The organism is Pseudomonas sp. PB106, from assembly GCF_009764645.1.
Lineage (GTDB): Bacteria > Pseudomonadota > Gammaproteobacteria > Pseudomonadales > Pseudomonadaceae > Aquipseudomonas.
Genome location: NZ_RWIM01000047.1, coordinates 1 through 20,831, shown reverse-complemented (window position 1 = coordinate 20,831; position 20,831 = coordinate 1). Strand labels below are relative to the sequence as shown.

22 protein-coding genes are annotated in these 20,831 nt (G+C 58.2%); 9 read left to right on the top strand and 13 right to left on the bottom strand.

From position 1 onward, the window contains the following. Nucleotides 1-111: 111 nt before the first annotated feature. Both EJA71_RS06315 and EJA71_RS06310 read right to left on the bottom strand, forming a co-directional pair. A complete protein-coding gene (locus EJA71_RS06315; protein ID WP_158955248.1) occupies nucleotides 112-495 on the bottom strand; it encodes a PaaI family thioesterase in 384 nt (127 codons plus the stop codon). Beyond that, nucleotides 495-2,819, bottom strand: a complete 2,325-nt coding sequence (locus EJA71_RS06310) for a Tex family protein (protein ID WP_158955246.1) — start codon at nucleotides 2,817-2,819, stop codon at nucleotides 495-497. Before EJA71_RS06310 ends, EJA71_RS06315 begins: the two co-directional genes overlap by 1 nt. Before the next feature lie 358 nt (nucleotides 2,820-3,177). Here EJA71_RS06310 and ompR point away from each other — a divergent pair, with 358 nt between their 5' ends. After that, complete coding sequence (gene ompR / locus EJA71_RS06305) at nucleotides 3,178-3,918, top strand: two-component system response regulator OmpR (protein WP_008080479.1); 741 nt, start codon at nucleotides 3,178-3,180, stop codon at nucleotides 3,916-3,918. Between the two features lie 114 nt (nucleotides 3,919-4,032). Beyond that, nucleotides 4,033-5,346 carry an ATP-binding protein gene (locus tag EJA71_RS06300; RefSeq protein ID WP_158955244.1) on the top strand — a complete coding sequence of 438 codons (1,314 nt, stop codon included), beginning with the start codon at nucleotides 4,033-4,035 and terminating at the stop codon, nucleotides 5,344-5,346. Nucleotides 5,347-5,541: 195 nt separating this feature from the next. Here EJA71_RS06300 and rimK read toward each other — a convergent pair whose 3' ends face one another. From rimK to EJA71_RS06285, 3 genes are read right to left on the bottom strand one after another with little or no spacing between them, the layout of a single operon-like run. Further along, nucleotides 5,542-6,447 carry a 30S ribosomal protein S6--L-glutamate ligase gene (rimK, locus tag EJA71_RS06295; RefSeq protein WP_007952690.1) on the bottom strand — a complete coding sequence of 302 codons (906 nt, stop codon included), beginning with the start codon at nucleotides 6,445-6,447 and terminating at the stop codon, nucleotides 5,542-5,544. Continuing rightward, nucleotides 6,444-6,905 (bottom strand): ATP-dependent zinc protease, encoded by a 462-nt coding sequence (locus EJA71_RS06290; RefSeq protein WP_171057267.1) that lies wholly within the window; start codon nucleotides 6,903-6,905, stop codon nucleotides 6,444-6,446. Before EJA71_RS06290 ends, rimK begins: the two co-directional genes overlap by 4 nt. Before the next feature lie 34 nt (nucleotides 6,906-6,939). Beyond that, nucleotides 6,940-7,719 (bottom strand): EAL domain-containing protein, encoded by a 780-nt coding sequence (locus EJA71_RS06285; RefSeq protein WP_158955250.1) that lies wholly within the window; start codon nucleotides 7,717-7,719, stop codon nucleotides 6,940-6,942. A gap of 115 nt (nucleotides 7,720-7,834) precedes the next feature. On the opposite strand from EJA71_RS06285, the gene EJA71_RS06280 reads away from it, so the two are divergent. Next, nucleotides 7,835-8,242, top strand: coding sequence for an RNA-binding S4 domain-containing protein (locus EJA71_RS06280; protein ID WP_158955242.1), 408 nt, complete (start codon nucleotides 7,835-7,837; stop codon nucleotides 8,240-8,242). Between the two features lie 151 nt (nucleotides 8,243-8,393). Here the strand turns inward: EJA71_RS06280 and EJA71_RS06275 are convergent, their stop codons facing one another. Next, nucleotides 8,394-9,194: a phosphatase PAP2 family protein gene (locus EJA71_RS06275; protein WP_158955240.1), complete on the bottom strand. Its 801-nt coding sequence runs from the start codon at nucleotides 9,192-9,194 to the stop codon at nucleotides 8,394-8,396. A 105-nt stretch (nucleotides 9,195-9,299) separates the two neighbouring features. Here EJA71_RS06275 and hslO point away from each other — a divergent pair, with 105 nt between their 5' ends. Together hslO and EJA71_RS06265 are read left to right on the top strand one after the other, a co-directional pair. Beyond that, nucleotides 9,300-10,202, top strand: coding sequence for an Hsp33 family molecular chaperone HslO (gene hslO, locus EJA71_RS06270; RefSeq protein WP_158955238.1), 903 nt, complete (start codon nucleotides 9,300-9,302; stop codon nucleotides 10,200-10,202). A 182-nt stretch (nucleotides 10,203-10,384) separates the two neighbouring features. After that, nucleotides 10,385-11,926 carry a phosphoenolpyruvate carboxykinase gene (locus EJA71_RS06265; RefSeq protein ID WP_008080486.1) on the top strand — a complete coding sequence of 514 codons (1,542 nt, stop codon included), beginning with the start codon at nucleotides 10,385-10,387 and terminating at the stop codon, nucleotides 11,924-11,926. Between the two features lie 118 nt (nucleotides 11,927-12,044). Here the strand turns inward: EJA71_RS06265 and EJA71_RS06260 are convergent, their stop codons facing one another. The 6 genes from EJA71_RS06260 to EJA71_RS06235 all read right to left on the bottom strand — a co-directional run bounded on the left by EJA71_RS06260 (nucleotide 12,045) and on the right by EJA71_RS06235 (nucleotide 15,252). After that, nucleotides 12,045-12,644, bottom strand: coding sequence for a Fic family protein (locus tag EJA71_RS06260; RefSeq protein ID WP_158955236.1), 600 nt, complete (start codon nucleotides 12,642-12,644; stop codon nucleotides 12,045-12,047). Beyond that, nucleotides 12,644-12,814 carry a YhfG family protein gene (locus EJA71_RS06255; protein ID WP_123592937.1) on the bottom strand — a complete coding sequence of 57 codons (171 nt, stop codon included), beginning with the start codon at nucleotides 12,812-12,814 and terminating at the stop codon, nucleotides 12,644-12,646. Before EJA71_RS06255 ends, EJA71_RS06260 begins: the two co-directional genes overlap by 1 nt. Next, complete coding sequence (locus EJA71_RS27750) at nucleotides 12,811-13,032, bottom strand: hypothetical protein (protein ID WP_256671490.1); 222 nt, start codon at nucleotides 13,030-13,032, stop codon at nucleotides 12,811-12,813. The genes EJA71_RS06255 and EJA71_RS27750 overlap by 4 nt, the downstream gene beginning before the upstream one ends. Nucleotides 13,033-13,106: 74 nt before the next feature. Continuing rightward, nucleotides 13,107-13,406: a hypothetical protein gene (locus tag EJA71_RS06245; protein ID WP_158955234.1), complete on the bottom strand. Its 300-nt coding sequence runs from the start codon at nucleotides 13,404-13,406 to the stop codon at nucleotides 13,107-13,109. Nucleotides 13,407-13,752: 346 nt separating this feature from the next. Continuing rightward, nucleotides 13,753-14,895 (bottom strand): hypothetical protein, encoded by a 1,143-nt coding sequence (locus EJA71_RS06240; protein WP_158955232.1) that lies wholly within the window; start codon nucleotides 14,893-14,895, stop codon nucleotides 13,753-13,755. A gap of 93 nt (nucleotides 14,896-14,988) precedes the next feature. Next, nucleotides 14,989-15,252 carry a hypothetical protein gene (locus tag EJA71_RS06235; RefSeq protein WP_158955231.1) on the bottom strand — a complete coding sequence of 88 codons (264 nt, stop codon included), beginning with the start codon at nucleotides 15,250-15,252 and terminating at the stop codon, nucleotides 14,989-14,991. Nucleotides 15,253-15,551: 299 nt separating this feature from the next. Between EJA71_RS06235 and EJA71_RS06230 the strand changes: the two genes are divergently transcribed. From EJA71_RS06230 to EJA71_RS06215, 4 genes are all read left to right on the top strand, one after another. Next, a complete protein-coding gene (locus tag EJA71_RS06230) occupies nucleotides 15,552-16,055 on the top strand; it encodes a polysaccharide deacetylase (RefSeq protein ID WP_158955229.1) in 504 nt (167 codons plus the stop codon). 161 nt (nucleotides 16,056-16,216) lie between these two features. Beyond that, nucleotides 16,217-18,151 (top strand): ATP-dependent DNA helicase RecQ, encoded by a 1,935-nt coding sequence (locus EJA71_RS06225; RefSeq protein WP_158955227.1) that lies wholly within the window; start codon nucleotides 16,217-16,219, stop codon nucleotides 18,149-18,151. Nucleotides 18,152-18,279: 128 nt separating this feature from the next. Continuing rightward, on the top strand, nucleotides 18,280-19,506 hold the full coding sequence (locus EJA71_RS06220; protein ID WP_158955225.1) for a 3-hydroxyacyl-CoA dehydrogenase: 1,227 nt from the start codon (nucleotides 18,280-18,282) through the stop codon (nucleotides 19,504-19,506). A 104-nt stretch (nucleotides 19,507-19,610) separates the two neighbouring features. Continuing rightward, nucleotides 19,611-20,030, top strand: a complete 420-nt coding sequence (locus EJA71_RS06215) for a thioesterase family protein (protein ID WP_158955223.1) — start codon at nucleotides 19,611-19,613, stop codon at nucleotides 20,028-20,030. Nucleotides 20,031-20,083: 53 nt separating this feature from the next. Here the strand turns inward: EJA71_RS06215 and EJA71_RS06210 are convergent, their stop codons facing one another. Further along, nucleotides 20,084-20,563 (bottom strand): glycine zipper domain-containing protein, encoded by a 480-nt coding sequence (locus tag EJA71_RS06210; RefSeq protein ID WP_064388970.1) that lies wholly within the window; start codon nucleotides 20,561-20,563, stop codon nucleotides 20,084-20,086. Between the last annotated feature and the right edge of the window lie 268 nt (nucleotides 20,564-20,831).

Genomic DNA, 20,831 nt, shown 5'->3' with positions numbered 1-20,831 from the left:
GGCTGCGATCTTTTGATCTTGCTATTACAAAACAAAATCAAAAGATCGCAGCCTGCGGCAGCTCCTACAGGATTCATTGCGCCGAAATTAACTCAAATTGATGGCGTCTAGCTACAGGACAGCGAACGTGCCTTGTGCTTTTGCGACCAGTTTGTCGCCCTGCATCACGTCGGCTTCGACCACGAGAGTGCGGCGGCCCGGGTGGATGACCCGCGCCGTGCACATGACCTCGCCGTCGGAAACGGCGCGGATATAGTTGATCTTGCACTCGATGGTCGCGCTCTGCTGATCGAAACCGTGGGTGCTGGAACAGGCCAGCCCCATGGCGATATCGACCAGACTGAACAGCGCGCCACCGTGCAATTTGCCGCCGCGATTACGCAGTTCGGGTTCCAGCACCAGGGCGACTTGCGCCACCCCGGTTTCCAGGCTGTGCAGGCGGCAGCCCAACAGCTTGAAAAACGCGCTCTCGACGAGCCCGGCCGGAATGTCCATCAGCGTTTCTTCAACTGCTTGGCGTTGGCGAACAGCGAGGCCATCGCATTGTTCACCGGTGCGGCGGTGGCAGTTTCCTTGCGCGGTGCATTGTTCGACGGCTGGCGCTGCGCCGAGCCCGGACGCGAGCCACGGGCACCGTCGATTTTCTCGCCCGGGGTGTCGCCCATGCGCATCGACAGGCCGACGCGTTTGCGCGGGATGTCGACTTCCATGACCTTCACCTTCACCACGTCGCCGGCCTTCACCGCTTCACGCGGATCCTTGATGAATTTCTCCGACAGCGCCGAGATGTGCACCAGACCATCCTGATGCACGCCGATGTCGACGAAGGCACCGAACGCGGTCACGTTGGTGACGACGCCTTCGAGGATCATCCCCAGTTGCAGGTCTTTCAGGTCTTCGACACCTTCCTGGAACTCCGCAGTCTTGAACTCTGGACGCGGGTCGCGGCCCGGTTTTTCCAGTTCCTGGATGATGTCGGTGACGGTTGGCAGACCGAAAGTCTCGTCGGTGAATTTCTTCGGATCCAGACGCTTGAGGAAGCTTGCGTCGCCGATCAGCGAGCGGATGTCGCGGTCGGTTTCAGCGGCGATACGCTGCACCAGCGGATAGGCCTCCGGGTGAACGGCCGACGAATCCAGCGGGTTGTCGCCGTTCATCACGCGCAAGAAACCGGCCGCCTGTTCGAAGGTTTTTTCGCCCAGACGCGCGACTTTCTTCAGTGCTGCTCGGGTTTTGAACGCGCCATGTTCGTCGCGGTGAGCAACGATGTTTTGCGCCAGGGTCGCGTTGAGGCCGGAGATGCGGGCCAGCAGCGCTACGGATGCAGTGTTCACATCAACGCCAACGGCGTTCACGCAATCCTCGACCACAGCGTCCAGACCGCGCGCCAGTTTCAGCTGCGAAACGTCGTGCTGGTACTGGCCGACACCGATGGATTTCGGATCGATTTTCACCAGTTCTGCCAGTGGATCCTGGAGACGGCGGGCAATCGATACCGCGCCACGGATCGACACGTCCAGATCCGGGAATTCCTTGGCGGCCAGTTCCGACGCCGAGTACACCGAAGCGCCGGCCTCGGACACCATGACCTTGGTCATCTTCATGGCTGGGTATTTTTTGATCAGCTCGATTGCCAGTTTGTCGGTTTCACGGCTGGCGGTGCCGTTGCCGATGGCGATCAGGTCAACCGAGTGCTTGGCGCACAAGGCGGCCAGAATCGCGATGGTCTGATCCCACTTGTTGTGCGGCACGTGCGGGTAAACCGTGGCGTGGTCGAGCATCTTGCCGGTCGAGTCGACCACGGCAACCTTGCAGCCGGTACGCAGGCCCGGGTCGAGACCGAGGGTGGCGCGCGGGCCGGCCGGGGCGGCCAGCAGCAAGTCGTGCAGGTTGTGGGCGAAGACGTTGATCGCTTCGGTTTCGGCGCCGTCGCGCAGTTCGCCGAGCAGGTCGGTTTCCAGGTGCGTATAGAGCTTGACCTTCCACGTCCAGCGCACCACTTCGCCGAGCCATTTATCGGCCGGGCGGTTCTGGTTCTGGATGTTGAATTGCTGGCCGATCATGCCTTCGCACGGGTGCATGGTGCCCGGCAGTTCGTCGCCGACTTTCAGCGCGGAGCTGAGGATGCCTTCGTTGCGGCCACGGAAAATGGCCAGCGCACGGTGCGACGGCATGCTTTTCAGTGGTTCGTCGTGTTCGAAGTAGTCGCGGAACTTGGCGCCTTCTTCTTCCTTGCCAGCGATGACGCGGGCACTGAGGGTGGCTTCCTGTTTCAGGTAGTTACGCAGTTTTTCCAGCAGGCTGGCGTCTTCCGCGAAGCGTTCCATGAGGATGTATTTCGCGCCTTCCAGCGCAGCTTTCACATCGGCCACGCCTTTCTCGGCGTCGACGAAGCGCGCGGCTTCGGTTTCCGGGGCCAGGTTCGGGTCGTTGAACAGACCATCCGCGAGGTCGCCGAGGCCGGCTTCCAGGGCAATCTGGCCCTTGGTGCGGCGCTTCTGCTTGTACGGCAGGTACAAGTCTTCGAGGCGGGTCTTGGTGTCGGCGAGCTTGATATCGCGCTCGAGAGCAGGGGTGAGTTTGCCTTGCTCTTCGATGCTGGCGAGGATGCTGATGCGCCGTTCGTCGAGTTCTCGCAGGTAGCGCAGGCGCTCTTCCAGATGACGCAACTGGGTGTCATCGAGGCTGCCGGTGACTTCTTTCCGGTAACGGGCGATGAAGGGAACGGTTGAGCCTTCATCGAGTAGCGCGACGGCCGCTTCGACCTGTTGTGGGCGTACACCGAGTTCCTCGGCAATGCGGCTGTTGATGCTGTCCATAAAACCACCTGACATATTGTGAAAGCAGGCTCACAGGCACGCAAATAAAGGCCCGGAGTCTGGTTGAGCGGCTAGAAAATTGCCGCTGCCTGGGTCGAAAGGCAGACCATTGACCCGTTAAATCGAACAATTACTGCGCAGGCCCGGAAAAAATCCCGGCCACCTGCGGTAACGATTCAGACGTTGCCTGGCACAAAACGCCGCGCATTATAACCAGCGTTCTGTCATTCGGGGGCGTTGCAGTCTGTAGGCATAAACCCCGGTTTTCTGGCAGTGAAGGAAAAATCTGCTAACAATGCACACGGTGCGTATAACGGCAGCTACGCCATAATGCGCGCCGAGCTAAAAGGAGCATCCAATGAGCAGCACTGCACAAACTGCTGAAGGCGAAAAAATTCTCATCGTTGACGACGATCCGGGGCTGAGCAGCCTGCTGGAACGGTTTTTCGTCAGCAAGGGCTACCGCGCCCGTACCGTTCCGAACACCGAACAAATGGATCGACTGTTGTCCCGTGAAGTGTTCAATCTGGTCGTTCTCGACCTGATGCTGCCGGGTGAGGACGGCCTGACCGCTTGCCGCCGCCTGCGTGCGGCGAACAATCAGATCCCGATCATCATGCTCACCGCCAAGGGCGATGAGATCAGCCGCATCAAGGGCCTGGAACTGGGCGCCGACGATTATCTGGCCAAGCCGTTCAACCCGGACGAGCTGATGGCGCGGGTCAAAGCGGTATTGCGCCGTCAGGCCGCACCAGTGCCAGGCGCGCCGGGCAGCGAAGACGAAAACGTCACCTTCGGTGATTACGTATTGTCGCTGGCCACCCGCGAACTGAAACGTGGCGACGAAGTGCACATGCTCACCACCGGTGAGTTTGCGGTACTCAAGGCTCTGGTGATGAACGCGCGTCAGCCACTGACCCGCGACAAGCTGATGAACCTGGCCCGTGGCCGCGAGTGGGATGCCCTCGAGCGTTCCATCGACGTGCAGATTTCCCGTCTGCGCCGGATGATCGAGCCTGATCCATCCAAGCCGCGCTACATCCAGACTGTCTGGGGCGTGGGCTACGTGTTCGTACCGGATGGCGCCGCCACCAAGTGATCGGCGATTTGTAGGAGCGGGTCTGTCGGGCCCGGGTTGAATGACCCGGTCCGCAGACTCGCAATCCGCAATATGCGAGCATTGCTCGCTCCTGCAAGTGTGTAGCGGTTATTCATGAAGACCCCCGTCTGGTTCCCCCAAAGCTTTTTCTCCCGCACCCTCTGGCTGGTGCTCATCGTCGTGCTGTTTTCCAAGGCGCTGACCCTGGTTTATCTGTTGATGAACGAGGACGTGCTGGTGGATCGTCAATACAGCCACGGCGTCGCCCTGACGTTGCGCGCCTATTGGGCTGCCGACGAAGAAAACCGCGCGAAGATCGCTGATGCCGCGACCCTGATTCGGGTGGTCGGTGCCGGCGTGCCGGAAGGCGAGCAGCATTGGCCGTACAGCGAAATCTACCAGCGGCAGATGCAGGCGGAGCTGGGCGCCGACACCGAAGTGCGTTTGCGCATGCACTCGCCGCCGGCGTTGTGGGTGCGTGCGCCAAGCCTCGGTGACGGCTGGCTGAAAGTGCCGTTGTATCCGCACCCGTTGCGCGGCCAGAAAATCTGGAACGTGCTCGGCTGGTTCCTCGCCATCGGTTTGCTCTCGACTGCCTCGGCGTGGATCTTCGTCAGTCAGCTCAATCAGCCTTTGAAGCGTCTGGTCTATGCCGCCCGGCAACTCGGCCAGGGCCGCAGCGTGCGCCTGCCGATCAGCGATACGCCGAGCGAAATGACCGAGGTTTATCGCGCCTTCAACCAGATGGCCGAAGACGTCGAACAGGCCGGACGCGAGCGTGAGTTGATGCTGGCGGGGGTTTCCCATGATTTGCGCACACCGTTGACCCGTCTGCGGCTGTCGCTGGAATTGATGGGCGACCGCAATGACCTGACCGACGACATGGTGCGCGACATCGAAGACATGGACGCGATTCTCGACCAGTTCCTCGCGTTCATTCGCGATGGTCGTGACGAGTCGGTGGAAGAGGTCGATCTCAGCGATCTGGTGCGTGAAGTCGCGGCGCCGTATAACCAGAACGAAGAGAAAGTGCGCTTGCGCCTTGAGCCGATCCAGCCGTTTCCGCTGCGTCGGGTATCGATGAAACGTCTGCTCAACAACCTGATTGGCAACGCCTTGAACCATGCCGGCGGTCACGTTGAAGTCGCGGCGTATGTGTCCGGTGACGTCAGCGCGCCGTATGTGGTGTTGAGTGTGATGGACCGAGGGGCGGGAATTGATCCTTCGGAACTTGAGGCGATTTTCAACCCGTTTACCCGAGGCGATCGTGCACGCGGTGGCAAGGGCACTGGCTTGGGCCTGGCGATTGTGAAGCGGATTGCCTCGATGCATGGCGGCAATGTCGAACTGCGCAATCGGGCCGGTGGCGGGCTGGAGGCGCGGGTGCGCTTGCCGCTGGGGTTGATGTTGCCGCGAGACGCTGTGTAGATCAAAAGCCCCTCACCCCAGCCCTCTCCCAGAGGGAGAGGGGGCCGACCGAGGTGTCTCGCGTCATGCATTGACCTGAAAAACTGGGTCGATTGTGGATTCGCCACAGCAGGATCAGGTCGGCGTATCTCTAAAGCATCCCCCAATCAGTCCCCTCTCCCTATGGGAGAGGGCTAGGGTGAGGGGCTCTCGCTTTTAGCCCTTGCCCTTGGTCCGGGTCATATTCGGCCCGCCATTCTTCTCAAGATGTTCGATGATGATCCCCGCCACGTTCTTGCCGGTGGTGGTTTCAATCCCTTCGAGCCCCGGCGACGAGTTCACTTCCATCACCAGTGGCCCGTGATTGGAACGCAGGATATCCACGCCCGCCACCGACAATCCCATGACCTTCGCCGCACGCAGCGCGGTCATGCGTTCTTCCGGGGTGATCTTGATCAGGCTGGCGCTGCCGCCACGGTGCAGGTTGGAACGGAATTCGCCCGGTTTGGCCTGACGCTTCATCGCCGCGATGACTTTGTCGCCGACCACGAAACAACGAATATCCGCGCCGCCCGCTTCCTTGATGTATTCCTGAACCATGATGTTCTGCTTCAAGCCCATGAACGCCTCGATCACCGACTCGGCGGCGGTCGCGGTTTCGCACAGCACCACACCGATGCCCTGGGTGCCTTCCAGCACTTTGATCACCAGCGGCGCGCCGTTGACCATGTCGATCAGATCGGGAATGTCATCCGGCGAGTGGGCAAATCCAGTGACCGGCAAACCGATCCCGCGACGCGACAGCAGTTGCAGCGAACGCAATTTGTCCCGCGAACGGGCAATCGCCACCGACTCGTTGAGCGGGAACACACCCATCATTTCGAACTGGCGCAACACCGCGCAGCCATAAAACGTCACCGACGCGCCGATCCGCGGAATCACCGCATCGAAGCCTTCCAGCGGTTTGCCGCGATAGTGGATCTGCGGCTTGTGGCTGGCGATGTTCATGTAGGCGCGCAGGGTGTCGATCACTACCATTTCATGCCCGCGCTCGGTTCCGGCTTCGACCAGACGGCGGGTGGAATACAGACGCGGGTTCCGCGACAGCACAGCGATCTTCATGCAACACCTGTGGAGGAGGTAGATACCGGGAACACCGGCTTGTCTTGTACATATTTGATACCCGGATTGACCACCAACTGGCCATCGATCAGGGCTTTGGAACCGAGTAACAGGCGATAACGCATGGACTTGCGGCAGGCGAGGGTGAACTCGACCGGCCAGACCCGATCACCGAGGGCCAGGGTGGTGCTGATCACGTAGCGCACCTGCGCATGACCATTGGAGCTTTTGATGGTTTTACGGGTTACCAGCGGCGCTTCGCAGCGGCGGTGACGCAACTGCACCACCGTGCCGAGGTGCGCGGTGAACCGCACCCACTTTTCACCGTCACGTTCGAACGGTTCGATGTCAGTGGCATGCAGGCTGGAGGTACTGGCCCCGGTGTCGATTTTCGCCCGCAGGCCGGCGACTCCCAAATCCGGAAGCGCCACCCACTCGCGCAGACCGACAACGGTCAAATGGTCAAATGTCTTCAATAGGAAAAACCAACGATTAACGCTTCCAGGCCTCAGGTGAAACCTGGGCCAACGCTTTGAATGCAGGTCTGGCGAACCAGTAGCCTTGCATCAGAAATATTCCACAGTCCGCCAGGAAGTCCCGTTCACCGGCGCTCTCAATGCCTTCGGCAATGACTGTAACGTCCAACTCCGCACAGATTGTGACAATCCCCCGGACGATCGCCTGACGAACACGGTCTTGATCGACATCGCGGATCAGCGCCATGTCGAGTTTGATCAGGTCCGGTTGGAAATCAGCCAGCAGATTGAGCCCCGAATAACCGGCACCGAAATCGTCGATGGCGGTCTTGAAGCCGAATTCGCGGTATTCACGCAGAATATTGGTCAAATGGCGATAGTTATCTACGTGCTCGCTTTCCAGGGTTTCGAAAATCAGTCGGTCAATCGGGAAATTGTGTTTTTTTGCCGCCTCCAGAGTGCTGCGAATGCATAGCTCTGGACGATAGACGGCGTTGGGCATGAAGTTGATCGACAAGTGTGTCGGCATATTTAGATGGGCCGCGCCTTCGATGGCGCGGGTCCGGCAGAGCTGGTCGAAGCGGTAGCGGTTTTCTTCTGTAACCTGATCCAACACGGTGAAGGCGCCTTCACCGGCCACACCACGAACCAGCGCCTCGTGGGCGAAAACCGATTGGTCGCGCAGGTCGACGATGGGTTGATACGCGAAGGCAAAGTCGAAGCCCAGCGGCTCGCTTTGCTGGCAGCCCTGGCAACCGGCCTTGGGCGAGGTTAATGAAGATGGAAATTTTGTCACTCGATCTCTCCGTGCCGATGAACCGGCCAAGATCACAGTCTATCTGGGGGGCGGGTTGTTGCGCCCGCCAGAAACGGTAGTACAGTTCCGACTACTGGCTGAGCGAGGAATTCAAATGGCACAAAAAAGCGAAGAAGACGACAAGGTCCGTCTCGACAAATGGCTGTGGGCCGCGCGTTTTTACAAAACCCGCGCGTTGGCCAAAGCGGCGATCGAGAGCGGCAAGGTGCATTGTCGGGGCGAGCGCTGCAAGCCTGGCAAAGAGCCACGCATTGGCGATGAATTCGACATTCGTACGGGTTTCGAAGTGCGTACAGTGAAGGTCGAGGCATTGTCGATTGTGCGGCGCGGAGCACCCGAGGCGCAGACGTTGTACGCCGAGACCGAGGCGAGTGTCGCCAAGCGTGAAGCAGCAGCGGCGATGCGCAAGGCGGGCGCGCTGGGCGTGAGCACCGACGGCAAGCCCAGCAAGAAACAGCGGCGGGATTTGTTCAAGTTTCGCGGCAGCAGCAACGACGAGTAAGCGCGGCGGTTTTGCGTTATTGGTGCTGGCCTCTTCGCGAGCAAGCTCGCTCCCACAGTAGATCCGGTTCCTCCAGTGGATACTTGATCAAGTGTGGGAGCGAGCTTGCTCGCGAATCGAGTGCGCAGCACTCGCCAGGCTTTACGCGGTATCAGGCGCTACGCACCACACTCATCCGCGACACCACCGGCAATTTGCCCAGCAACGCGAAGATCGGCGCAGTCACTTTCAACCAGAAATTAGCCGCGTGATAAGCAAACGGCGTGTAATAACCCCAGCCCAACGCCCACACCGCCAGCAGCACACCACCGATGTAATCGTCCTGCCCCCAATGCGCACCGGCCACCAGCCGCGGCAGCATGAACAGAACAGCCAGGCCCCACACCGTCAAAAACTGCCCAACCGTGCGGCTGAACACGCCCATGAACAGCGCCCAGATCAGCAGCACCGAAGCATGGTCACCCGGAAAGCTCTGGCTCGAGCGATCCTTCAGCTCCCAGGTTTTTTCCAGATTCGGAAAGTAGTCGCTGAGGTGTACGGCGCCTTCCAGCACCATCGACGGGCTGCTGTGCTGCCAGTCCATGTGGTCGGCAAACTTGGAAAACAGCGCGCGAATCACCACCATCAACAACAGAATCGACAGAAAACCGAAAAAAGCCCGGCGCACGTCAATTGCCTTGAACACCCAGTCGCCCTTGATCAGCAGCGTCAGCAGAATCAAGCCGACGACAATGTCGAACGGACGCAGACTTGCAATTGCCCAGATGTGGAGCCATATGGGGTTGCTGGCCAGTGGTGCATTGAGCGAGCGGAACAGCCACTCGTCGAAAATCACACACAGCGAGTTGCCCGTAGGCCATAACCAGAAAGCCAGTAGCGCTAATGGCACTACGTTGCACAGAACCAGCCGGCCGAGGTTCCACCTAGATTGGAACAAACCCGGATTGTTCATAAAATGCCTCCCATGGCAGAGCAGTCGGCACCAAAAAGGGTGCCAAGAAGCGCAAATTTTCACGTCTTGTAACCATTTTGTCACCACATTCAGATACCCAGACCTATGACCGACCTACCGGATACCGATTTCACCCAACGCTTCATCTTCGATGACAGCGACACCCGCGGCGAACTGGTGGCGCTTGAGCGCAGCTACGCCGAAGTCCTCGCCAAGCACCCGTACCCGGAGCCAGTGGCGCAACTGCTGGGCGAATTGATGGCGGCCGCCTCGTTGCTGGTCGGCACCCTGAAGTTCGACGGCTTGCTGATTTTGCAGGCGCGCTCCGAAGGCCCGATTCCGATGCTGATGATCGAGTGCTCCAGCGATCGCGAGATCCGTGGCCTGGCGCGTTATCACGCCGAGCAGATCGCCCCGGACGCAACCCTCGCCGACCTGATGCCGAACGGCGTTCTGGCCCTGACCGTCGACCCGAATGTCGGTCAGCGTTACCAAGGCATCGTCGACCTCGACGGCGAAACCCTGTCCGACTGCTTCACCAACTATTTCGTCATGTCGCAACAGGTCGGCACCCGCTTCAAGCTGTTCGCTGACGGTCGCCGTGCCCGTGGCCTGCTGCTGCAGCAACTGCCCGCCGATCGTCTGAAAGACGAAGAAGATCGCGCCGCCAGCTGGCAGCACATCACCGCTCTGGCCAGCACTCTGAGCGCCGATGAATTGCTCAGCCTGGACAACGAAACCGTGCTGCATCGTCTCTACCACGAAGAGCAGGTGCGTCTGTTCGATGTGCAGAATCTGCGCTTCCGTTGCAGTTGCTCGCGGGAACGCTCGGGCAATGCGCTGGTCAGTCTCGGTCTGGAAGATGCGCAAGCCTTGGTCGCCGAACAGGGTGGCACCGTCGAGATCGATTGCCAGTTCTGCAACGAGCGCTACCTGTTCGATGCAGCGGATATCGCTCAATTATTCGCCGGCGCAGGCGTCGACACGCCATCCGACACCCGGCACTAAAACGGTTCAGCGCAGGTAAATTCACTGCTCAAACGCGCAATTACGCCGTTACGACGGGAGGGCCCTACTCTTTTTGGGCGTTTCTGGCATAATCCGGCCCACTTTTTGTCGCGGTAGTAGTGCACGACTTTCTACTACAAAACGTTTGGAGCACACTCGGCCACTGGCCGACGGGGAATCTCATGACGCAAGCCAATAACGCCGTGTACACCGATCTGAGTGTCGATGATCTGGTAAAAGAAGCCTTGAATCGCGGTGAGGGCGAGCTTGCCGATACCGGCGCTCTGGTTGTTCGCACCGGTCACCGCACCGGTCGTTCGCCAGTTGACCGTTTCATCGTTGAAGAGCCTTCCACCCAAGCCGCTATCGCCTGGGGCCCGATCAACCGCAAGTTCCCGGCCGACAAGTTCGACGCGCTGTGGGCTCGTGTCGAGGCGTTCAACAACGCGCAAGAGCACTTCGTTTCCCACGTGCATGTAGGCGCAGCTGAAGATCACTACCTGGCCGTGAAAATGACCACCCAGACTGCCTGGCAGAATCTGTTCGGTCGTTGCCTGTTCATCAACCCGGCCCAGTACAACCCGGCCGGTCGTGAAGAGTGGCAAGTGCTCAACGTGGCCAACTTCGAGTGCGTGCCAGAGCGTGACGGCACCAACTCCGACGGTTGCGTGATCCTCAACTTCGCACAGAAAAAAGTGCTGATCGCCGGCATGCGTTACGCCGGTGAAATGAAGAAAGCCATGTTCTCCGTGCAGAACTTCCTGCTGCCGGCCGCTGACGTGCTGCCAATGCACTGCGCTGCCAACATTGGCGAAGAAGGCGACGTGACCCTGTTCTTCGGTCTGTCGGGCACCGGTAAAACCACCCTGTCGGCCGATGAAAGCCGTTACCTGATCGGTGACGACGAACACGGCTGGGGCGAAGGCGTTGTCTTCAACATCGAAGGCGGTTGCTATGCCAAGTGCATCGACCTCTCCGAGAAGAACGAGCCGGTTATCTGGAAAGCCATCAAGCACGGTGCGGTGCTGGAAAACGTTGTCATCGACGACGCCAAGCACGCCGACTATGCCGATGTCAGCCTGACCCAGAACAGCCGCGCGGCTTACCCGCTGGAGCACGTTGCCAAGCGTTCCGAGCAGAACCTGGGCGGCGAGCCAAACGCGGTAATCTTCCTGACCTGCGACCTGACCGGCGTGCTGCCGCCAGTGTCGATCCTCAACGAAGAACAAGCGGCCTACCACTTCCTGTCCGGCTACACCGCTCTGGTGGGCTCGACTGAAATGGGTTCGGGCAGCGGCATCAAGTCGACCTTCTCTACCTGCTTCGGCGCACCATTCTTCCCGCGTCCGGCTGGCGAATACGCAGAGCTGCTGATCAAGCGCATCCGCGGTTTCGGCTCCAAGGTTTACCTGGTCAACACCGGTTGGACTGGCGGCGGCTACGGCGTCGGCAAACGCTTCAACATCCCGACCACCCGCGCGGTGATCGCAGCGATCCAGAGCGGCGCGCTGATCGGTGCTGCCACCGAACACCTCGACACCATCAACCTCGACGTGCCACTGGCCGTACCGGGCGTTGAAACCAACCTGCTCAACCCACGCAACACCTGGGCTGACAAGGCTGCGTACGACGAGGCTGCCAAAGCACTGGCCGGTCTGTTCATCGAGAACTTCAAGAAGTTCGAAGTAAGCGACGCGATCAAGGCTGCTGGGCCTAAGTTGTAAGACTTGGTTTGTAGCGAATGAAAAAGCCGCCCTTTGGGGCGGCTTTTTTGTGGGCGAAAACAAGACTAACTGGCAATATTCCCGCAGAAAATGGCCTTGACTACCAGAATACTGCCACTTAAAGAGCCAGCTTTTCGCCAATGCAGCGGTCAAAGATCGCCACTAGCCCCCGATAATCACATGACACAGCATCAATGTTTGCTCGGATCCAAGCGTCATCTTCAACGAGCCACCAATCGACTGGGAAGCCTGCGTTAATAATGATTTGTTCAAATAATAGGCGTTGCGCTCGGCCATTACCTTCGCGAAAAGGATGGATGACATTCAAATCGCCATAAGCCTCAGCGATGTTCACCACAAGTTCTGGTTTGCCCATTCCCGCGAACCACGCCGAGCGCTCCATCACGCTAAAGATTTTTTGCGCTTTTGGAAGAATTCGCTCTGCAGTACAGAAAAATGTTTGTCCCTTTTTGATGTTAACGGTGCGCAACTGCCCGGCCCAATCGTAAACATCGCAAAAAAGAGTTTTATGGGCGTGCTGCAGGACACTTAAATCATAAGGAGGGGGGAGAAGACGAAATCGACTGATCGCGATTTCCGAGAGCTCTCGCTCTGCTTTTTGCAGTTCTTCCTCAGAGTGGATGTCGAGCAAGTTACGCAGAACATCACTATGAGGGTAGCAATAGGGGTCTTGTCCGACCCCATATTTGTCCGTCATTAACGTGCAGTCTGACGATATTTTTCAATGACCGATTCCCTTGATGGAAGCGGTTTCTCGGCATCGGCACGGCTGGTATCGAAACCTTCCAGACGTAAGCTCGCCAGATAGTTTGACCGGCGTACTTTCTCGTAATAAGCCTGCTTCTGCTGGAACGTCAATTCGCTCATTTCATAGGCCTCTTGGTGCAGGACTCCAGTGTAGCGCAATCGTGTGGAGTGATAGGTCTGGATTTTCGATCCTTAAAGCGAGGCTGTTCATCGAGAGTCTGTTGGTTTTCTTGAATCATTTTGCCAGCCTTGGATATACGCGATGGTGCACATTCACCACGCAGAATTTCGTCCATTCCTCGCACGCTTTCCATCAGCTCATCAAAGAATTTGCTCATGGTTGCTCCCAAGTTTGATTACCGTTTTTTGATCGCTCTCACAGAGTGCATAAGAGCGATACGATCACTCAGTTTCAGGCTGGAGCCTTCCAATTGAGCATTTGCTGCTGCGCAACCTGCAGCAGGTCACAGCCATCCTGCGTCAGCAGATAAAGGGCGTGGGTGATGTGGGGGATGTCTTCGACGTCGGCTTGTTTGAAGTTGAGGCAGTAGAGGGTGCGAAGCAGGTCGCTTGAAGCGCGCAGGCGCTGGACGGCGCATTCGAGGATGTCTTGGGGGTTGGCGCTTGTGTCGATGATCAGGGGTTTGGTGTCGGTGAGGTTGGATTCGAGTGGGCGGTAGCGATCGGTGGTGAATTGATTCCATGTTTTCATTTGTTCGATCCTCAATTGCTTCTAAGTGAAGCCACCACATCGTGACCAAGCGACAGGAGGCGACTGTGTTCGGGTTGGTCAACCGGTGAGGATCGTGCACATACCCGGCACACCCGAGGGTGTCCCAAACACAGTCACCATAAACTGCAGGCAATTGAGTGCCCGCAGCATACAGCGCATGCGTATACACGATCCAATCGGGTGACCAAGCCCGAGCCGCTGATTAGCAGCGACAGCCACAACTATAGGTTCACACCCTCAAGCGCCGATAGGCGACAAAGCGTCTGCTCCTGTAGGAACCGGACGAAGATTTCGCCGGACGTTCCTACTGCTTGATCAACACTTTTCAACGCAAATGCGCATACGCCGAAATATCCAGCAGGCTCGTCGCCAGCCCTGTTGCCGGCTGATAAATCGTGCCCTTGACCGTCGAGAACGGCACGCCTTTGCTGCCCAGCGAAACCGAGCGCTCGCCTTTGTCCAGTTCTGTGAAGTAGGTGTAGGACTGGCCTTGCATCAATTTGTAGAGCGTTTCCTCGCGAGCAATATTGCCAGTGAGGAGGTTCAGATCACCGTCGGTCAGGTTCAAGGTTCTGTTCAGTTGAACGCCCCAGCGCTTCAGGCAGGTTTCCGCGAAGTGACGGACGATAAGCCCCGGCTCGACCAGTCTTTTCAGGTCGTCGGTGTTAAGCGGAGCACCACCGCCGGCAGTGGCATTACCCGCCATGGTCGCGTGACGACCGGCCATGGGATAGATGGAGGTTTTGGTGCCAGTGGCGGTTTGCGGGATGACGCAGCTGAAGCCTTTGGAGCGTTCGTCGCGAGCGTAAAAACCCACATATTCTTTGACATTGGCACCGAGCTTGACGCGCTCTTCCTGAAAGTTGCCAATTCCCGGCACAGGGTCGAGGGCGAATATGTTGATCGGTATATGCTTCAGTTGTTGATCTTTTAACAGGGCATTGGCCAGCATGTGACAACTTATGCCGCCCCGGCTCCAACCTACAAGATTAACTTGAGTTGGAACAATGCCGCCGCTGCGGAACGTCTTGATTATTTGCTCCTGCAGTTTTTGTTGAGTGATACTGCGATCGCCGTAGTTGTATTTACGCCAGAACCACGAGCCTTCTACTTTCACATCGTCGATGGGAATGCCAGCAGCCTTCAGGCGTTTATATTCGGCTTCGCTCAGTTGCTCGCGCTGCCAGTCACATTTGCCCTTGATGACATTAACGGCGTGCTGCACGTTTTCTTCCCAGCCCTTGCCGAACAGGGTGCCGGTAAGGCCATATTCCTTGCTCTTGGTGAACAGGTCATCGGCCTGCAGGTTGCCGCTGCCGGGGCCATCGACGACGATCCATTCGGCAAACTCGCGACCGGCATGATTGGCCGCCAGCGTGGAAATCAATTCACCGTCATGAAAGTTCGTGTGATTAGCGTCGAACTTGTTGGAGCCGGTGCCGCAAAAGAAAATAGTTAAAATTGTCATGGTATTGCTCTTGGTTAAATATAAGAGCAAACAACTTAGTGTCAGTGGGCTGGATAAAAAAGAGTTCTGTTGTTTCCTGATTTGTATGGGTGGTTATTTGGGATTGTTGTATCTGGCAACTTCCAGTAGTTCGCAACCATCCTGCATCAGTAGATGAAGTATATTGACGATATTGGGGATGTCTTTCACATCGGCTTGGTTGAAGCACAAACAGTAAAGTGTTTCCAGTAGATCACTGGCTGCGCGCAATCGTTGTTCGGCTGCGTCAAGCAAGTCGTCATGGCTGGATTGCGTGTCGATGAACAGTACAGGGTTTTCGCTGTAGCAAGTCCTGAGCGGACGATAACGGTTGATCATGATGAGTCGTTTCCTTCGAATGCACTCGGGCTGTGAATACGAATGTTCAGCCGCGCTGGCAACTATAAAAGCACGTCGATCGGATCAACAAGACAGCCAAAATGGACAGGGTTCGTAGGGGTTTTTCCGGGGTTCGGGCATTTGCCCTACGCGTTTTTAGGGTCTTTTCAAGGCAAAACCCTTAGATGAGAAATTTCCTACAGCCAGATCAGGCGTTTCTCGACAAACCTCTGTATGGTGCGCGCCAGAATCTGTGGGACGTTTCCAAACGTCCGATACGCGCTTAAAGGGAATTAGGTATGCATTGGCTACGAATGGCCTCGATGATATTGCTGTGGGCCAGCGGGTGCCGCTTGGCGATCGCAGCGGAGCCCGGCAGCACGCTGGTGTTGAACCAGTTCGAGCGCACGGGATGGCCGGACGCGCTCACCAGTCAGGCGAATCTCGACACGGCCTCGCGCGCCGAAGTATTGATGTTCGGTAAAGCCTTGCTGTCCAGTGAAGCGCTGGATGAGTCGGATCTGAAACAGCGTCTGGGGGTGCCGCACGTGCAGCTCAAGTCGATTCGGCAAGTTCGCGAGGGGTTGTGGGACCGTTTGTTCACAACTTACCGCAACGCTAGCCTGGACTGTGACGGGCAACCGTTTTGCCCGCGAGTGCGCAATGTTGCCGATCTGCGTCAGTTGGCGGCGGCGTTCACCGGCGATATCAGCCCTGCCCATGCGCTGTGGGCGAGCAAAAGCCAGGGTGTGCATGAGCAGGTGCTGAACGAGCAGTTGCGGGTGGCGGTGGTGCATCCTTGATTTTGGTGTTGTGACTGTCCTCTTCGTGCCCAGGCTCGCGCCCACAGGGTGTGCGTGATCCGCTGTATCATTCCGAATCGATTTGGCCCCGACCTTTTCTCGACTCGCTGCGATCGCCCGCTAGGCTGTTGGCATGGCAGCAGTCAAAGGAGTGACAGCGAATGCACAACACCCTGGAACAGGTTTTTGGTTATCCACAGTTTCGTCCCGGACAAGAGGCCGCGATCAGCGCGGTGCTCGCCGGGCGCTCGGCGGCGGCGATTTTTCCCACCGGTTCCGGCAAGTCCCTTTGCTATCAACTGTCGGCGCTGATGCTGCCGCACCTGACGCTGGTGGTCTCGCCTTTGCTGGCGCTGATGCAGGATCAACTGGGGTTTTTGCAACGCCACGGCATTTCGGCGGGCAGCATCGATTCGGCGCAGAGCCGCGATGATGCCAATGACGTGATGGCCCGCGCCCGTTCGGGTGAACTGAAAATCCTGATGATTTCCGTGGAGCGCTTGAAGAACGAGCGCTTCCGCAACTTTTTGCAGCAGGTGCCGATCTCGTTGCTGGTGGTGGACGAGGCGCACTGCATCTCGGAGTGGGGCCACAATTTCCGCCCCGACTACCTCAAATTGCCGGACTACCAGCGCCAGTTCAACATCCCGCAGACCTTGCTGCTCACCGCTACGGCGACGCCGAAAGTCATCGCCGACATGCAGGCCAAATTCGCCATCGCTCCTGACGATGTAGTGACCACCGGTTTCTACCGGCCCAACCTCAATCTGCTGGTGGAACCGGTGCGCGGTCCGGACAAGCGCCGGCGTCTGGTGGCGTGGATGAGTGAGCGTCCGGGTCAGCCAAGCATTGTCTACGTGACCCTGCAGAAAACCGCTGAACACATCGCCGAACACCTCGAACGCAACGGTATTCAGGCCGAGGCTTATCACGCGGGTTTGCCCCACGATAAGCGCGAGGCCATCCAGAAACGCTTCATGTCCGGGCAGTCCAATTGCATCGTCGCGACCATCGCTTTTGGCATGGGTATCGACAAGAGTGACATCCGCAATGTGGTGCACTTCGACCTGCCCAAATCCATCGAAAACTACAGTCAGGAAATCGGTCGCGCCGGACGTGACGGGCAGTCGTCGGACTGTCTGGTGCTGGCCAATCGCGACAGCCTCAACGTGCTGGAAAACTTCGTCTACGGCGACACGCCGGAGCGTGAAGGCATTCGCCATGTGCTCGACGAATTGAAAGCCTCGGTGCCGGAAGGGCAGTGGGAGTTCTTGCTCGGGCCGCTGGCGGATCAAAGCAATATTCGTTCGTTGCCGCTGAAGACATTGCTGGTGCAACTGGAACTGCACGGCTTGATTGCGCCGCGCTATGCGTATTACGCCGAATACCGTTTCAAATACTTGCTGGAGCCCGAGGCAATACTTGAGCGATTCGAGGGCGAGCGCAGGGATTTCGTCGCGGCGCTCATCCAGACCTCTAGCCGCGCGCGCACCTGGGCCACGGTGAATTTCGACGCGATGTACGCGCAGTATTCGGCAGAGCGAAACCGAGTGGTGACGGCACTGGATTACTTTCAGGAGAAGGGCTGGGTCGAGCTTGAGAGCAAGCAGATGACTGAGGTCTACAGCGTGTTGCACAGCGATTTTGACAGTGATGTCTTGAGCGGCGAGTTGCATGATTATTTCACTCGCCATGAGCAGACCGAGGTCGCACGGATTCACGCGATGCTTGAGGTGTTCGCTACCGAGCGATGTCTGGGTTATCGATTGGCCGAGTATTTTGGCGATCACAATGCGCCTGAGCATTGCGGGCATTGTTCGGTGTGTCACGGGCATGTCGCCCGGTTGCCGGCTCCGCCGCAATTGCCGGCGCTTGTGGATAAAAACTTCGCGGCGTTATGCGGCGATTTTATCCACAGGCATGAGCAGCACACCGGCAGTGTTCCGACCGCAGAGCGACTGACGCGATTTTTGTGCGGGATCAGCGTGCCGCTTTTTACCAAGCTCAAGGCGCGGGCGATTTCCGGGTATGCCGCATTGGAGGAATATCCTTACGCCGAAGTGCGTCACTGGGCGGACAACCACCTGCTCGACTGAACACAGAATTGGTGTGGGAAGGCGATATCCATCCGCTGAATGTCGATCATCACGGTAATAAACTTCAAAAACCATGGCGGGCTGACTATGGTTGGGATCTGTCTTCGGATCGCCAACAAGAGAACAACATGAGCCAGACATCCTTCGATATTCAGCAGGCTGCCGTGATCGGTGCGGGCACCATGGGCCGTGGCATTGTCATGTGCCTGGCCAATGCCGGCGTTGCGGTGCAATGGGTGGACAACAATCCACAGATGCTTGAACAGGCACTCGCCACCGTGGCCGACACCTACGCGCACAACGTGCGCCAGGGGCGGATTGATCAGGCCGAGGCCGATGCGCGCATTGCCCGGGTCAGTGCGGCGGCGGACTACGCGGCCATTCGCAATGTTGATCTGGTGATCGAGGCGGTGTACGAGAATCTCGAGCTCAAGCAGAAGATTTTCCGTGAGCTGGATGGCTTGCTCAAACCTGAGGCATTGCTGGCGAGCAACACCTCGGCGCTGGATATCGATGCGATTGCCGCAGCGACAAAGCGTCCGGCTCAGGTGCTTGGCCTGCATTTCTTCAGCCCGGCGCACATCATGAAACTGCTGGAAATCGTTCGAGGGGCACAGACTTCTCCGGCTGCGCTGGAAGCGGCGTTGGCGCTGGGCAAACGCATGGGCAAGGTCAGCGTGGTATCCGGCAACTGCCACGGTTTTATCGGCAACCGCATGTTGCATCCGTATGTGCTGGAGGCGCGCAAGATGTTGCTTGAGGGTGCTTATCCACAACAGGTCGATGCAGCGTTGCAGAGCTTCGGTTTTGCCATGGGACCGTTCCGCATGTACGACGTGGTCGGCATCGATCTGGAATGGCGTGCGCGCGAGCTGGCCGGCAAGGGCCAGGAGGCGCCAGAGGTTCAGGTGGATAATCGCTTGTGCGAACTGGGCCGCTTTGGTCAGAAGTCCGGCAACGGTTATTACCATTACGAGCCCGGCAGTCGTCAGGCCGGGCATGATCCTGAGGTCGATGCGCTGGTGTTGCAGGTCAGCGAGGGCTTGGGCTTCCAGCGTCGTGAGATCGGCCCTGAGGAGATTCTCGAGCGCTGTCTGCTGGCCTTGGTCAACGAGGGCGCGAAAATCCTTCAGGAAGGCATTGCCGAGTCGGCGCATGACATTGATCTGGTCTATCTGAATGGCTACGGCTTCCCGGCGGACAAGGGCGGGCCGATGGCTTGGGCGGATCGCCAAGGGCTGGCGGATATCCATCAGCGGCTGTTAGCGCTGGAGACCCGGCAGGGCGATCAGTGGAAACCGGCGCGGTTGATTGGTGAATTGGCGGCGCAGGGGAAGGGGTTTGCTGACCGCTGAGTAATCTGGCGCTTGTGCTTCCGCCTTCGCGGGCAAGCCCGCTCCCACAGGTATAGTGGTCGTCCTCACGGTCAGCGTGAGGGCGAACAATACGAGAGCCACGCATGAATCAACGCACCGACTACCCACACTTCCAGCCCATCACCACGCGCTGGCACGACAATGACGCCTACGGTCATGTCAACAACGTTACCTATTACAGCTTCTTCGACACGGCCGTGAACACTTACCTGATCCAGGTCGGTGGTCTGGATATCCATGACGGCGACGTGGTGGGTTTTGTCGTCAGTTCGGCGTGTGATTACTTTGCCTCGATTGCCTTTCCTGATCTGATCGAGATCGGTCTGCGCGTTGGCAAGCTGGGCAACAGTTCGGTGCAATACGAACTGGCGGTGTTCAAGATCGGCGAAAGCGAGGCCTGCGCAGCGGGGCGCTTCGTGCATGTGTTCGTTGATCGGGCGAGCAATCAGCCGGTGGCGATCCCTGCCGAACTGCGGCAGGCACTGGAATACCTGGTGGTGTAACAGGCAAAAAAAATCGCAGCCCTCGGGCTGCGATTTTTATTCAAGCACTCGCCTTAGTGATGGCGATAGTACTTGTGGTGCTTGCGGTGGCCATAGGCATGACCGCGACCACGGTGATCATCGCGATAGTAGCGACGGTCACGACCGCGATCGTAATGACGATCGTCATCATCGCTCTTGTTGCCCATGTAGTTGCCCAGCGCGCCACCGGCGCCGCCACCTGCTGCGGAGCCGATCAGGCTGCCGGTGGTGCCGCCCATGCTGCGGCCAACCACGTTACCGCCGGCCGCGCCCAACGCACCGCCGATGGCGGCTTCGCCACGGCTGCGTTTGTCGGCGCCGACCGCACTACCACCCGCGCCGCCCAAGGCTGCGCCGATGGTGGAACCTGTATTGCCGCCTAAGGACTGACCGACGACCGAGCCAAGAACCCCGCCCAATGCGCCGCCCACACCCGCTTCGGTGGTGCCGCCTGCAGACGCAAAACCACTGACCAGGCCAAGGGACAACAAGAGAATCGAGGAGAACTTCATAGAGGAGCCTCAAAGGGATGACGGCGCCGATCCTGAGGCTGTGTAACAAGCGTGACAATCGAAATCCGACGAATAACACGACTTGTATACAATTTCGCAAGTCCCTGTTTTGTATGCGGAACTTAACCGATTTTCGCCGGTCTTTGATTACTTCGGACAGGCCGCTTTTGTGAAAAAGCGGCCTTTTTTGTGGGCGATTGAAATGCAAAAACGAAAAGATCGCAGCCTTCGGCAGCTCCTACACTGAAATGCGATCCCCTGTAGGAGC